Here is a 13636-nt window from a genome sequence, read left to right as displayed (position 1 = left end):
CATGATGACGTCTGCCCCCGCACCCCTTCCCCCTGAAGTCGAGGAAATCCGCCTCGACCGGGACCGGCGCCGCCTGACCCTTGCCTATGGCGGGACGCGGGCGGAATTCTCGGCCGAGCGCCTGCGCTCCGCCTGCCGCTGCGCCGCCTGCACGGCGGACCGCGCCCGCGACCGCTTTCCCTCAGCCTTTCCCGGCGTGGCGCTCACCGGCGTGGAGCCGTTCGGCGCGCACGGCCTGAACCTCACCTTTTCCGACGGCCACAAGCGCGGGGTCTATCCCTTCGCCTATCTCGCGGCGCTGGCCGCGGCGGCCGCCAACGACCTTCCGGAGATGAACCCATGAGCGCGTTCGACAGCGAGATGAAGACCGAAATCGTCGAGACCGACATCCTCGTCATCGGCGGCGGCACCGGCGGCCCGATGGCGGCCATCAAGGCCAAGGAGAAGAACCCCGGCCTTAAGGTGGTCCTCATGGAGAAGGCCAATGTGAAGCGCTCCGGCGCGGTCTCCATGGGCATGGACGGACTGAACAACGCCGTCATCCCCGGCTACGCCACCCCCGAGCAGTATGTGAAGGAGATCACCGTCGCCAATGACGGCATCGTCCACCAGAAGGCGGTGATGGCCTATGCGACGGGCTCCTACCCGATGATCCAGTATCTGGATTCCATCGGCGTGAAGTTCGAGAAGGACGGCTCCGGCGAATACAACGTCCGCAAGGTCCACCACATGGGCACCTATGTGCTGCCCATGCCGGAAGGGCACCACGTCAAGAAGGCGCTCTACCGCCAGCTGCGCAAGCATCAGGTGCTGGTGACCAACCGCTACATGGCCACCCGCCTCCTCACCGGCACGGACGGCCGCATCGCCGGCGCCATCGGCGTCAATACCCGAACCGGCGAGTTCCTGGTGATCCGCGCCAAGGCGGTGGTGCTGGCCTGCGGCGCCGCCGGCCGCCTCGGCCTGCCGGCCTCCGGCTATTTGTTCGGCACCTACGAGAACCCGGCGAACTGCGGCGACGGCTATGCCATGGCCTATCACGCCGGCGCGGGCCTCGCGAACCTCGAGTGCTACCAGATCAACCCGCTCATCAAGGATTATAACGGCCCGGCCTGCGCCTATGTCACCGGCCCGTTCGGCGGCTACACCGCCAACAACAAGGGCGAGCGCTTCATCGAGTGCGATTACTGGTCGGGCCAGATGATGAAGGAATTCTACGGCGAGCTACTGAGCGGCAACGGCCCGGTCTTCCTCAACATGACCCACCTCGCCGAGGAGACCATCTCCGAGATCGAGACCATCCTGCACTCCAACGAGCGGCCCTCGCGCGGGCGGTTCCACGAGAACCGGGGCACGAACTATCGCCAGAACATGGTGGAGATGCACATCTCCGAGATCGGCTTCTGCTCCGGCCACTCCGCCTCGGGCGTGTGGGTGGATGAGAACGCCCGCACCACCGTGCCCGGCCTCTATGCCGCCGGCGACATGGCGAGCGTGCCGCACAATTACATGCTCGGCGCCTTCGTGAACGGCGGCATCGCGGGCGAGGACGCGGCAGATTACTGCGCCTCCACCGACCTGCCGGCCTATGACGCCGCCGACATCGCCCGCGAGCAGGCCCGCGTGATGGCGCCCACCCGCCGCGACGACGGCCTCACCCCCTTCGAGATGGAGTACAAGGCGCGCCGCCTCGTGAACGACTATCTCCAGCCGCCGAAGGTGACCGCCAAGTACAAGATCGGCCAGGCCCGCCTCGCCGAGGTCCGCGACGATCTTTCGGCACTGTGCGTGAAGGATCCGCATGAATTGATGCGGGCGCTGGAGCTGCAATCCATCCTCGATTGCGCCGACATGGCCGCCGCCGCCTCGCTCTATCGCACCGAAAGCCGCTGGGGCCTCTACCACTGGCGCGTCGATCACCCCGCCACCGACAACGAGAACTGGTTCTGCCACACCCTCCTCTACAAGGACGAGATGGGCCGCATGGCGCACAAGAAGCGCGCGGTGGACCCCTATGTCGTCGAGATCGATGAGGACGAGATGGGCGCCTACCACCAGCTGCGCACGCCGGCCATCGCCGCCGAATGAGCCTCACACCCCGAATTCCGGAGCTGCCCCCATGCCTTTCGCCAATCACACCACCTCCGTGCCCGTGACCGTCGATGACGACAAGTGCATCGCCGAGAAGGGTTGCCGCGTCTGCATCGACGTGTGCCCCCTCGACGTGCTCGCCATCAACCCGGCCTCGGGCAAGGCGCACATGAAGTATGACGAGTGCTGGTATTGCATGCCGTGCGAGGTGGATTGCCCCACCGGCGCGGTGAAGGTCGAAATCCCCTATCTGCTGCGGTGAGCGCCATGGCCATCTTCGACGATTTCGACGACGATCTCGACGCCGTGGCGGATCGCGCCCGCGATCCCGATGCCGGCATCCGCCGCGTGGCCATGCTGGGCCTCGCCGAGAGTGTGGACCCGGGTGCGGTGGACCTGCTGCTCGCCGGCCTGAAGGACTCAGATGCCGGCGTGCGGGAAGCCGCCGCCAAGTCGCTGGACGAGCACTCCGGCCTGTCCGCTGCCCTCGGCCTGATCGATGCGCTGGACGACGCGGAGGAGGCGGTGCGCCTCGCCGCCGCCGAGAGCCTTGCCGACAAGAAGGAGCCGGCCTCCGCCCCCCGCCTCATCGAGAGGGCGCAGGAGACGGGCGGGCCCCTGAGCGCGTTCGTTCGCGCCTCGGCGCTGCGGGCGCTGCGCGACATGCAGGATCCATCGGCCATGCCGGTGGCTCTCGCCGCCCTCACCGATCCCGACATCGCCGTGCGGCGCGAGGCGCTGGGCGTTCTGGGCTACCTCAAGGCGGATGCCGCGCTGCCCGCGCTGCTGCTCGCCGCCACCGATCCGGAAGCGGCGGTGCGCCGGGCAGTGATGGCGGCCCTCGTGTTCGTGCGCAGCGGCACGGCGGGCGTTCCCGCTCTGATCGCCGGGCTCAAGGACGGCCACTGGCAGGTGCGCGAGGAAGCCGCCTATTCCATCGGCAAGGCCAAGATCCAGGAGGCGGTGGACCCGCTGATCGTCGCCGCCAACGACGATGCCTGGCAGGTGAAGGCCAAGGCGGTGAACGCGCTCGGCAAGCTCAAGGCCCGCGCCGCCGTTCCCGTGGTGGCCGAAGCGCTCGGCGACCAGTTGTCCAACGTCCGCAAGGAGGCCGCCGCCGCGCTGGGGGAGATCGCCGATCCCGCCGCCGTGTCCGCGCTGGAAGCCGCCTATGACGATCCCGATCCGGACGTGCGCAAGCTGGTGCGCTGGGCCATCGACCGCTGCCGCGCGGCCTGAAGCGACCCCGGCCTGCGTCCGGTCATGAAACCGAACCGGGCCGGCCGTACTTCTCCAATCTGAGCCGGAGCGCAAGAGTGCTCCGGCAGAGCGGGAGAAGGCGCCGATGGCGGAGCAGGAACGCGAGTGGCTGAAGACCGGGCCATTGTGGTGGCAGTCCGGCGTCGTCTACCAGATCTATCCGCGCTCCTTCCAGGACAGTGACGGCGACGGGGTGGGCGACCTTCCGGGCATCATCTCCCGGCTTCCCTATCTCGCCGACCTCGGCATCGACGCCATTTGGATCTCCCCCATCTATCCCTCGCCCATGGCCGACTTCGGCTATGACGTGGCCGACTACACCGCCATCCATCCCCTGTTCGGCTCTCTCGAAGATTTCGACCGGCTGGTGGCGGAGGCTCACAGCGTGGGGCTCCGGATCATCCTCGATTTCGTGCCCAACCACTCCTCGCAGGAGCATCCGTGGTTCAAGGCGTCGCGCTCGTCCAAGGACGATCCCAAGCGTGACTGGTACATCTGGCACGACCCCGCCCCCGACGGCGGGCCGCCCAACAACTGGCTCTCGGAATTCGGCGGCAGCGGCTGGGAATACGACGAGGCGAGCGGCCAGTATTACTACCACGCCTTCCTGAAGGAGCAGCCGGACCTCAACTGGCGCAATCCGGAGGTGGTAGACGCCATGCACGATGCCCTGCGCTTCTGGTTCGACCGGGGCGTGGACGGCTTCCGTATCGATGCGCTCTGGCATGTCATCAAGGATGCGGAGTTTCGGGACAACCCGCCGAACCCCGACTACCGCGAGGGCATGAATCCCCATTCCGCCCTGACGCACATCTATACCGGCGACCGGCCGGAAGTGATGGACGTGATCGCCGGCTTCCGCGATCTTGCCGATTCCTACGAGGGCGACCGGGTGCTGATCGGCGAAGCCTATCTGCCGCTCCATCGCATCGCCGCCTATTACGGCGAGGACGGGCGGGGCGTGCACCTGCCGTTCAATTTCACGCTGCTGGCGGCGCCCTGGAACGCGGCGGAGCTGGCGCCGCTGATCGCCGCCTATGAAGCCGCCATCCCCGAAGGGGGCTGGCCCAACTGGGTGCTCTCCAACCACGATCGCCCGCGTGTCGTCGGCCGGCTTGGGCCCGATCAGGCTCGGGTCGCGGCCATGCTGCTGCTGACGCTGCGGGGCACGCCGACGCTCTATTATGGCGACGAGATCGGCATGTCGCAGGTGTCCATCCCGCCCGAGCGGGTCCAGGATCCGTTCGAGAAGAATGTCCCCGGCCTCGGCCTCGGCCGCGACGGCGCGCGCACGCCCATGCAGTGGGACGATGGCCCTTTCGCCGGCTTTTCCACGGTGGAGCCGTGGCTGCCGCTGGCGGACGATTTCACCGAGGTGAACGTGAAGCGCGAGCAGGGGGAGGGGGCTTCCATGCTCACCCTCACCCGCGCGCTGCTCGCCCTGCGGCGGGCGCATCCGGCCCTGTCCGTGGGGCTGTGGTCGCCCGTGGCGGCGGTGGGCGATCTCGTCGCCTATCTCAGGCAGGGGGAAGGGGAGACGCTGCTGGTGGCGCTGAATCTCGGCGGCGATCCGCTGTCGGCGACCTTGCCGGAAGCCGCCGGCGGCGGTCGCCTCCTGCTGTCGACCTTCTGCGATCGGGCGGGGGAACGCGTGGGCGACACCATCGACCTTCGGCCCAATGAGGGCATCGTGGTGCAACTGGCGCCCTGAACGAAAAGGGGCGGCCGAGGCCGCCCCTTGAACGCGAGGAAGAGCGGCGGCTCAGGAGAGCTGGCCGGTATACTTCTCCAGCGTGGCCCAGGCCTCGTCGCCGTACTTGCCCTTCCACTCGGCGTAGAAGCCGGCCTTGCGCAGCTGGTCGCGGAAGCTGTCCACCTTCGGCTCGTTGAAGGCGAGGCCCTTTTCCGCCAGCTCCTTGCGCAGGGTGTTGTTGAGGGCGAACACGTCGTCGCGCTGCTTGAGGCCCGCCTCGTTGATGTTCTTCGCCACGATGGCGCGCAGATCGTCGGGCAGCTTCTCGAAGGCGCGGCGGTTGGCGAGGAACCAGAAGCCGTCCCACATGTGGTTGGTGAGGGAGCAGTATTTCTGCACCTCGTAGAGCTTCGCCGTGGAGATGATGGCGAGCGGGTTCTCCTGCGCGTCGACGGCGCGGGTCTGCAGCGCGGTGTAGACCTCGGCGAAGTTGAGCGAGGCCGGGGCGCTGTCGAACGCCTTGAACATGGAGGTCCACAGCGGCGACACCGGCACGCGGATCTTCAGGCCCTTGAGGTCGGCCGCGGTCTCGATGGGCTTGGTGGAGGTGGTGATCTGGCGGAAGCCGTTGTCCCAGATCTTGTCCATGGCGATGATGCCGGCCTTGGAGATCTGGCCCCGCACATAGGTGCCGAGGTCGCCGTCCATGGCCTTCCACACGCTGGCATAATCCGGGAAGGCGAAGCCGATGCCGCTGATGGAGGCGTTGGGCACCAGCGTGGAGAGGATCAGCGGCGACAAGGTGAAGAACTCGATGGCGCCCGAGCGCAGCTGGCTCAGCATGTCGGTGTCGCCGCCGAGCTGGCTGGAGGGGAAGATGCTGATCTCGACCCTGCCCTTGGTCTCGGCCTTGATCTTCGCCGCCATCTCCTGCGCGCGCACGTTCATGGGGTGCGTGACCGGCAGGTTGTTGGCGTATTTGTAGGCGAATTCGGCGCTCTGGGCCCGCGCGACGGTGGGGGCGAACAGAGCCGGGGCGATGGCCCCGGTCAGCGCGGTCGCGGCGCTCGCCTTGATGAGGGTGCGACGGGTCAGGGTCATCGGTGCTCCTCCTTGCGGCCGTTTCGCGCGGCGCCCCGACTGGCTCCGGCCCGGCCCGACTGGTTTCCTTGGGTCCAATATATGGACCTCTTTTCCCGCCGCCCATGCTGGCCCGCTTGTGGGCATTTCGCAAGCAGATTATGGTCCCAGCGGACGCCGCGCGGCGGTGGTCCCAATTCGCCAGATAGTTCAGGTCCATATTCTGGATCGAGGGAGCGCGCGTGGCAGGGGGACTTAAGGCGCCCGCCGCCGGAGCAATCGGGCCGGAGCATCCGTCGGGCGCGACCCCGGATAGCCTCCCCGAGGTAACCGGCGGCACCCAGAGCATCGAGCGCGCGGTCGCGCTGCTGATGCTGGTGGGCCGCGCCGGGGCGGAGGGCGCTCGCCTTGCCGATCTCGTCGCGCGTTCCGGCCTGTCCAAGCCCACAGTGCGGCGCGTGCTGCTCGCACTGGTGCGCGCGGGGCTGGTGGATCAGGACGAGGCGAGCCGCCGCTATCATGTGGGGCCGGAGGCCTATGTGCTCGGCACGCTCGCCGCGCCGCGCTTCGGCATCCATGCCCTCGCCCTCGACGGCCTCACCCGCATTGCCCGCCAGAGCGGCGACTGCGCCTTCCTCTCCGTTCCGCGCGGCGCCTTCTCCGTGTGCCTGCATCGCGAGGAGGGCACCTGGCCCATCCGCACCCACGTGCTTCAGGCCGGCGACCGGCATCCTCTCGGCATCGGCGCGGGCGGCCTCGCGATCCTTGCCGCTCTCCCGGAAGCCGAGGCAGCGCGAATCATCGAAGCCAATGCGGCGGCGCTCGCGGCCTATCCCGGCTATTCCGCCGACCTGCTGCGCCGCGCCATGGGTGAGACCCGCGCGCGTGGCTACGCGCTCAATCCCGGCCTTTACGTCGCCGGCTCGTGGGGGATCGGCGTGGTGGTGCGCGGGGCGGACGGGCGCCCGCTCGGCGCCCTCTCGCTCGCCGCCATCGAGAGCCGGCTCGGTGCGGAGCGGCAAAAGGATCTGGTGCCGCTGCTCCAGCGCGAAGCCGGTGCGCTGGAGGCGAAGCTGGGGGGCAGCGAGCGCAGCCCCGCGCAGCGCCCGGCCCGTTCCATCGCCCGCCCGGCCCCCTGACCGTTTCCGATCCCGGAGTGAATTGAATGTCCGCACCTGCCCAGACCGTTGCCGAGGCCCCGCGTGGCGGCGTGGCCCGCACCAGCCGCCGGGTGATGAACCTTTCGCATTTCCTGCGCCAGGCGGCGCGGCGGCTGCCGCAGCATATCGCCTTCGTCGAGGGCGACCGCACCGTGACGTGGGCTCAGATGGACGCGCGCGTGGATGCCATGGCGGCGGAACTGGCCGCCCGCGGTGTCGTCAAGGGCGACCGCATCCTCGTGCAGTCGAAGAACTGCCTCGAAATGTTCGAGAGCATGTTCGCGGCCTTCCGGCTGGGGGCGGTGTGGGTGCCCACCAATTTCCGCCAGACGCCGGGGGAGGTCGCCTATCTCGCCTCCGCCTCGGGCGCGAGCGTGATGATCTGCCACCGCGACTTCCCCGAGCATGCGGAGGCCGCGTGCGCGGAGGCCCCGGCGATCCGCGAGGTCATCGCCATCGGTGCAGCCCCCTTCGGCGCCGACTATGGGGAGATCGTCGCCGCCCGCCTCGGGGAAAAGGTGCCGGTGGCGGACGTGGAGCACGACGACCCCTGCTGGTTCTTCTTCACCTCCGGCACCACTGGGCGGCCCAAGGCGGCGGTGCTGACCCATGGCCAGATGGCGTTCGTCATCACCAACCACCTTTGCGACCTGATGCCGGGCACCACGGAGCAGGACGCCTCCCTCGTGGTGGCGCCTCTCTCCCACGGCGCGGGCGTGCATCAATTGGTGCAGGTGGCGCGGGGGGTGAAGACCATCCTCATGCCATCCGAGCGGTTCGATGCCGCCGAGGCATGGCGGCTGGTGCAGGACTGGCGGGTGACCAACATGTTCACCGTGCCGACCATCACCAAGCTCCTCACCGAGCACCCCTCGGTGGACCAGTTCGACCACTCCTCCCTGCGCTATGTGATCTATGCCGGCGCGCCCATGTACCGGGAGGACCAGAAGTTCGCGCTGAGGAAGCTCGGCAAGGTGCTGGTGCAGTATTTCGGCCTCGGCGAGGTGACCGGCAACATCACCGTCCTGCCGCCCTATCTGCACGATCCCGAGGACGGCCCACACGTGAAGCTCGGCACCTGCGGCTTCGAGCGCACCGGCATGCAGGTCCAGATCCAGGACGATGCGGGCCGGGAAGTCGCGCCCTTCGAGACCGGCGAGATCTGTGTCTGCGGCCCGGCGGTGCTGGCGGGCTATTACGACAATCCGGAAGCCAATGCGAAGGCGTTCCGCAACGGCTGGTTCCGGACCGGCGACCTCGGCCACATGGACAACGAGGGCTTCGTCTACATCACGGGGCGCGCCTCCGACATGTACATATCGGGCGGCTCCAACGTCTATCCGCGCGAGGTGGAGGAGAAGGTGCTCACCCATCCCGCCATCGCGGAGGTCGCCATCCTCGGCGTGCCGGACCCCATGTGGGGCGAGGTGGGCGTCGCCGTCTGCGTGCCGCGCGAGGGGCAGAGCGTGAGCGAGGAGGAACTGATCGCCTTCCTCGATGGCAAGGTCGCCCGCTACAAGCTGCCCCGGCGCGTGCATTTCTGGGATGCGCTGCCGAAATCCGCTTACGGCAAGATCACCAAGAAGATGGTGCGCGAGGCCCTGGCGGAGCGCGGGCTCATCTGAGCCGTTGACCGACCTAAAACACCCTCAGGGAGAAACGCCGTGTCGAGACCGGGAAGCGTGATCGTGACGGGTGGTGCCTCGGGCATCGGCCTCGCCGTGGTGGAGGAACTTCTGACCGAGGGCTGGCGCGTGGTCGCCGCCGACCTTGTGCCGGAGAGCGTCGAGAAGGCGCGGGCGGCGCTCGCCGCCCATGGCGACAAGGTGCGGGTCGTCCAGGCCGACATTTCCGACGAGGCGCAGGTGGTGCAGCTCGTCGCCGAGACGGAGAGCGGGTTCGGGCCGCTGTGGGGCGTGGTGAACTCCGCCGGCATCGCTCGCGACATCCCCGCCCTCGACACGTCCGCCGACATCTTCCGCAAGATCCTCGACGTGAACGTCATCGGCACTTTTCTCGTGGCGCGTGAGGCGGCGAAGGTGATGCAGGCGCGCAGCGCCGGCTCCATCGTCAACATTGCCTCCGTCTCGGGCATCCAGGGCAATCTCGGCCGTGCCGCCTACGGCTCGTCCAAGGGCGCGGTGGTGGTGCTCACCAAGATCCTCGCGGTGGAGTTCGCGGCCCTCGGCATCCGCGTCAACGCCATCGCGCCGGGGCCGGTGGATACCCCGCTGGTTCAGGCGGTCCACACAGAGCAGGCCCGCGCCGCATGGCTCGCCCGCGTGCCGCTCAACCGCTATGCGCAGCCGAAGGAGATGGCGGGCACCATCGCCTTTCTGCTGGATCCCGAAAAATCGTCCTACGTCACCGGCCAGACCATCAGCGTGGATGGCGGCTTCACCGCCGGCGGGTTGATCGGGCTGTGACGGGGGAGGGCATGAAGGGCAGCGTCATCGTCACCGGCGGTGCATCCGGCATCGGTCTTGCTGTGGTGGAAACCCTGCTCGGCGAGGGCTGGCGCGTCGTCGCGCTGGACCTTGCCGCCGACAGCATCGCCAAGGCGCGGGAGCACCTTGCCCCCCACGGGGAGCGGGTGCGGTTCGAGACGGTGGACATCACCGACGAAGGCGCGGTGGCGGCGGCCGTGGCGCGCACGGCGGCGGACTTCGGCCCGCTCAGAGGCGTGGTGAACTCGGCCGGTATCGCCCGTGACATTCCCGCCTTCGACACGACGGTGGAACTGTTCCGCAAGGTGCTCGACATCAACCTCGTCGGCAGCTTCGTCGTCGCGCGGGAGGCCGCGAAGGCCATGCGGGAGACGGGCGGCGGCTCCATCGTCAACATCGCCTCCATTTCCGGCCTGCGCGGCAATCTCGGCCGTTCCGCCTATGGCGCCTCCAAGGGCGGCGTGGTCACGCTGACGAAGATCCTCGCGGTGGAGTTTGCGTCCCTGGGCATCCGCGTGAATGCGGTAGCGCCCGGCCCCACCGAGACGCCGCTGGTGCGCGAACTGCTCACCACCGAGACCCGCGCCGCGTGGCTGAAGACCCTGCCGCTCCGCCGCACCGGCACGCCGCAGGAGGTCTGCGGCGCCGTCTCCTTCCTGCTGGACGAACGGGCGTCCTCCTTCGTCACCGGCGAGACCATCGCCGTGGACGGGGGGTTCTCCGCGGGCGGTCTCATCAACGTGTGAGGCGGCGGGGCGCCCGCTCGTCCACACGGAACCGCGATGCAGCCGTTGACCTGCCACGAGGCTCGGGCATCGTCTGGCGAGCGCGCTGATTCCGCGCCGGGAGGCGGAGATGGAGGAGAGCTGTCAGGTCTTCGACCTCGCCATCGTCGGCGGCGGCATCAATGGCTGCGGCATCGCCCGGGACGCCGTGGGGCGTGGCCTCAGCGTGGTGCTGTTCGAGAAGGGGGATCTTGCCTCCGGCACCTCTTCCGCCTCCACCAAGCTGATCCATGGCGGCCTGCGCTATCTCGAATATTACGAGTTCCGGCTGGTGCGCGAGGCGCTGGCCGAGCGGGAGGTTCTGTGGGGCATCGCGCCTCACATCGTCTGGCCGCTGCGCTTCGTGCTGCCGCACCATCCCGGCTTGCGCCCGGCCTGGATGCTGCGGCTCGGCCTGTGGCTCTACGACCATATCGGCGGCCGCCGCCTACTGCCACCCACCCGCACGCTGGACCTGCGGCACGATCACGCTGGCCAGCCCCTGCGGCCGGGCTATGGCCGGGCCTTCGAATATTCCGACTGCTGGGTGGAGGACGCGCGCCTCGTGGTGCTGAACGCCCGCGACGCCGCTGACCGGGGCGCCTCCATCCGCCCGCGCACCCGCGTGACCGGCGCGCGGCGGGAGGGTGCGCTCTGGGTGATCGAGAACGAGCATGAGGGTCGGCCGGAGTCGGTGAAGGCGCGGGCGCTGGTGGATGCGGCCGGCCCCTGGGCGGGCGAGGTGCTGGACGTGCTGAAGACCGGCCGGGACGAGGCGCATGCGCCGCTGCGGCTCGTGCAGGGCAGCCACATCGTGGTGCCGCGGCTCTATGCGCACGACCGCTGCTACATTTTCCAGAATGCGGACGGGCGCATCATCTTCGCCATCCCCTACGAGGGCGACTTCACCCTCATCGGCACCACCGACCGCGATTTTTCCGGCCATCCGGAGGATGTCCACGCAACGCCGGAGGAGGTCGCCTATCTGTGTGCGGCGGCCAGCGAATATTTCGCCGCCACCATCGCCCCCGAGCAGGTGGTGTGGACCTATTCCGGCGTGCGTGCGCTCTATGACGACGGGGCGAGCGCCGCCCAGTCGGCGACGCGGGACTATGTGCTCGCCCTCGATGCGCCCGACAAGGGCGCTCCGCTCCTCACCGTGTTCGGGGGCAAGATCACCACGTATCGGAGGCTGGCCGAGGCGGCGCTGGCGCGGCTCTCCCCGCACTTTCCCCATCTCGGCGCGCCATTCACCGCCAAGGCGCGCCTGCCGGGTGGCGATTTCCCCCGGCAGGGCTTTGAGACGCTGGTGCGCGCCCTTCGCGGCGCGTTCCCGGCGCTCGATCCGGCGCTGCTGGCACGGCTCGCGCGCGCCTATGGCACGTCGGCTTTCCAATTGCTGGAGGGCGTCACGGACGAGGACGACCTCGGCGACTGGTTCGGCGCGCATCTGTGCGCCCGCGAGGTGGATTATCTGATGGACCGGGAATGGGCTGAGACCGCCGCCGACGTGCTGTGGCGGCGGTCCAAGCTCGGCCTGCGCACCGCGCCGCACGCGGTGGCGGCGCTCGACGCCTACATGGCGGCTAGAATGGCGGCGCGCCGCGCCTGAAACAGAACAAGGGGAGGACGCCGTGGCCGCCTACATTCTCGCCATCGATCAGGGCACCACCTCCTCGCGCGCGCTTCTCGTGCGGCAGGACGGCTCCGTCGCGGCGCTGGCGCAGGAGGAGCTGCCGCAGCACTTCCCGGCCTCCGGCCATGTCGAGCAGGAAGCGGAGGACATCTTCGGCACCGTGCTCCGCTGCTGCCGCGCGGTGCTGGCGAAGGCCGGCGCTGCGGCGTCCGATATCGCTGCCATCGGCATCACCAACCAGCGCGAGACGACGCTCGTGTGGGAGCGCGCGACCGGCCGCGCCATCCACCGCGCCATCGTCTGGCAGGATCGCCGCACGGCCGAGGCCTGCGCCCAGCTGGAGGCGGAAGGCCATGGGGCGCTGGTGAGCGCGCGCACGGGCCTTCTGCTCGATCCCTATTTCTCCGCCACCAAGATCGCCCACATCCTCGATGCCGTGCCCGGCGCGCGGGAGCGGGCGGAGACGGGGGAGCTGGCCTTCGGCACTGTGGACAGCTTCCTGCTCCATCGCCTCACCGGAGGTCGCGTCCATGCCACGGACGCCACCAATGCCGCGCGCACCCTGCTCTTCGACATCCATCGCGGCGCGTGGGACGACGACCTCCTCGCGGTGTTCGGCGTGCCGCGCGCCCTCCTGCCCGAGGTGAAGGACTGCGCCGCGGACTTTGGCACAACCGACCCCGCGCTGTTCGGCGGTCCCATCCCCATCCGCGGCGTGGCGGGGGACCAGCAGGCGGCCATGGTGGGGCAGGCGTGCTTCGCGCCCGGCATGGTGAAATCAACCTACGGCACCGGCTGCTTCGCTTTGCTGAACACGGGGACGACGCCCGTCGCCTCCTCCAGCCGGCTGCTGACCACCATCGCCTACCAGATCGGCGGGCGGCGGACCTATGCGCTGGAAGGCTCCATCTTCGTCGCCGGCGCGGCGGTGCAATGGCTGCGCGATGGGCTGAAGATCATCTCCACCGCCAGCGAGAGCGACCGCCTCGCGGTGCAGGCGGATGCGGAGCAGGACGTGATCCTCGTCCCCGCATTCGTCGGCCTCGGGGCGCCCTATTGGCGGCCGGAGGTGCGCGGCGCCCTGTTCGGCCTCACCCGCGCCACCGGACCGGCGGAGCTGGCGCGGGCGGCGCTGGAAAGCGTCTGCTTCCAGACCGTGGACCTCATCGACGCCATGCGCGCGGACTGGCCGGACGGCGACACCGTGCTGCGCGTGGATGGCGGGATGACCGCCTCGGACTTCACCATGCAGCGCCTCGCCGACCTCCTCGGCGCGCCTGTGGACCGTCCGGTGGAGAAGGAGACGACCGTGCTCGGCGCCGCCTATCTGGCCGGTCTGGAATGCGGCTTCTTCCCGCCGCCGGATGTGTTCGCCGGCCAGTGGCGGCTGAAGCGCCGGTTCACGCCGCAGATGCTGCCGGAGGTACGCACCGGCCGCATCGCCCAGTGGCGGGATGCGGTGGGGCGGCTGATCGGTGGCGTGTGAGCGCAGGCGGGTTGACCTC

Annotated in this window: 12 protein-coding genes; 11 read left to right on the top strand and 1 reads right to left on the bottom strand. The window is 69.0% G+C overall.

From position 1 onward, the window contains the following. The first annotated feature begins 1 nt into the window (after window position 1). The 5 genes from ACT54R_RS06645 (at window position 2) to ACT54R_RS06625 (ending at window position 5062) form a co-directional block, all read left to right on the top strand. The gene (locus tag ACT54R_RS06645; protein WP_476324736.1) at window positions 2-343 is read left to right on the top strand and encodes a DUF971 domain-containing protein; all 342 of its coding nucleotides are present in this window, start codon (window positions 2-4) and stop codon (window positions 341-343) included. Next, on the top strand, window positions 340-2088 hold the full coding sequence (locus ACT54R_RS06640) for a fumarate reductase/succinate dehydrogenase flavoprotein subunit (RefSeq protein WP_476324734.1): 1749 nt from the start codon (window positions 340-342) through the stop codon (window positions 2086-2088). The genes ACT54R_RS06645 and ACT54R_RS06640 overlap by 4 nt, the downstream gene beginning before the upstream one ends. 31 nt (window positions 2089-2119) lie before the next feature. Then, window positions 2120-2353 (top strand): 4Fe-4S dicluster domain-containing protein, encoded by a 234-nt coding sequence (locus ACT54R_RS06635; RefSeq protein ID WP_024277657.1) that lies wholly within the window; start codon window positions 2120-2122, stop codon window positions 2351-2353. 5 nt (window positions 2354-2358) lie between these two features. Then, a complete protein-coding gene (locus ACT54R_RS06630; protein ID WP_476324732.1) occupies window positions 2359-3330 on the top strand; it encodes a HEAT repeat domain-containing protein in 972 nt (323 codons plus the stop codon). Between the two features lie 106 nt (window positions 3331-3436). Next, window positions 3437-5062 (top strand): alpha-amylase family glycosyl hydrolase, encoded by a 1626-nt coding sequence (locus ACT54R_RS06625; RefSeq protein ID WP_476324730.1) that lies wholly within the window; start codon window positions 3437-3439, stop codon window positions 5060-5062. A gap of 51 nt (window positions 5063-5113) precedes the next feature. Here the strand turns inward: ACT54R_RS06625 and ACT54R_RS06620 are convergent, their stop codons facing one another. After that, complete coding sequence (locus ACT54R_RS06620; RefSeq protein WP_476324728.1) at window positions 5114-6145, bottom strand: TRAP transporter substrate-binding protein; 1032 nt, start codon at window positions 6143-6145, stop codon at window positions 5114-5116. A gap of 257 nt (window positions 6146-6402) precedes the next feature. Between ACT54R_RS06620 and ACT54R_RS06615 the strand changes: the two genes are divergently transcribed. From ACT54R_RS06615 to glpK, 6 genes are all read left to right on the top strand, one after another. After that, window positions 6403-7263, top strand: coding sequence for an IclR family transcriptional regulator (locus ACT54R_RS06615; protein WP_476326413.1), 861 nt, complete (start codon window positions 6403-6405; stop codon window positions 7261-7263). A 26-nt stretch (window positions 7264-7289) separates the two neighbouring features. Continuing rightward, complete coding sequence (locus tag ACT54R_RS06610; RefSeq protein WP_476324726.1) at window positions 7290-8909, top strand: acyl-CoA synthetase; 1620 nt, start codon at window positions 7290-7292, stop codon at window positions 8907-8909. Between the two features lie 39 nt (window positions 8910-8948). Further along, window positions 8949-9710, top strand: coding sequence for an SDR family NAD(P)-dependent oxidoreductase (locus ACT54R_RS06605; RefSeq protein WP_476324724.1), 762 nt, complete (start codon window positions 8949-8951; stop codon window positions 9708-9710). A gap of 11 nt (window positions 9711-9721) precedes the next feature. Next, window positions 9722-10477 carry an SDR family NAD(P)-dependent oxidoreductase gene (locus tag ACT54R_RS06600; protein ID WP_476324722.1) on the top strand — a complete coding sequence of 252 codons (756 nt, stop codon included), beginning with the start codon at window positions 9722-9724 and terminating at the stop codon, window positions 10475-10477. A gap of 109 nt (window positions 10478-10586) precedes the next feature. After that, window positions 10587-12107, top strand: a complete 1521-nt coding sequence (gene glpD / locus ACT54R_RS06595) for a glycerol-3-phosphate dehydrogenase (protein WP_476324720.1) — start codon at window positions 10587-10589, stop codon at window positions 12105-12107. A 22-nt stretch (window positions 12108-12129) separates the two neighbouring features. After that, on the top strand, window positions 12130-13617 hold the full coding sequence (gene glpK, locus ACT54R_RS06590) for a glycerol kinase GlpK (protein ID WP_476324718.1): 1488 nt from the start codon (window positions 12130-12132) through the stop codon (window positions 13615-13617). Window positions 13618-13636: the final 19 nt, after the last annotated feature.

The sequence above is a fragment of the Xanthobacter sp. DMC47 genome (assembly GCF_056313845.1).
Note: the sequence above shows the minus strand (reverse complement) of the source record. Positions and strands in the feature narration are given on the sequence as shown.

Coding starts and splice junctions, on each gene's coding strand:
- ACT54R_RS06620 (WP_476324728.1), bottom strand. CDS start 6,145: ATGACCCTGACCCGTCGCACCCTCATCAAGGCGAGCGCCGCGACCGCG.
- ACT54R_RS06600 (WP_476324722.1), top strand. CDS start 9,722: ATGAAGGGCAGCGTCATCGTCACCGGCGGTGCATCCGGCATCGGTCTT.
- glpD (WP_476324720.1), top strand. CDS start 10,587: ATGGAGGAGAGCTGTCAGGTCTTCGACCTCGCCATCGTCGGCGGCGGC.
- ACT54R_RS06645 (WP_476324736.1), top strand. CDS start 2: ATGATGACGTCTGCCCCCGCACCCCTTCCCCCTGAAGTCGAGGAAATC.
- ACT54R_RS06635 (WP_024277657.1), top strand. CDS start 2,120: ATGCCTTTCGCCAATCACACCACCTCCGTGCCCGTGACCGTCGATGAC.
- ACT54R_RS06630 (WP_476324732.1), top strand. CDS start 2,359: ATGGCCATCTTCGACGATTTCGACGACGATCTCGACGCCGTGGCGGAT.
- ACT54R_RS06640 (WP_476324734.1), top strand. CDS start 340: ATGAGCGCGTTCGACAGCGAGATGAAGACCGAAATCGTCGAGACCGAC.
- ACT54R_RS06625 (WP_476324730.1), top strand. CDS start 3,437: ATGGCGGAGCAGGAACGCGAGTGGCTGAAGACCGGGCCATTGTGGTGG.
- ACT54R_RS06610 (WP_476324726.1), top strand. CDS start 7,290: ATGTCCGCACCTGCCCAGACCGTTGCCGAGGCCCCGCGTGGCGGCGTG.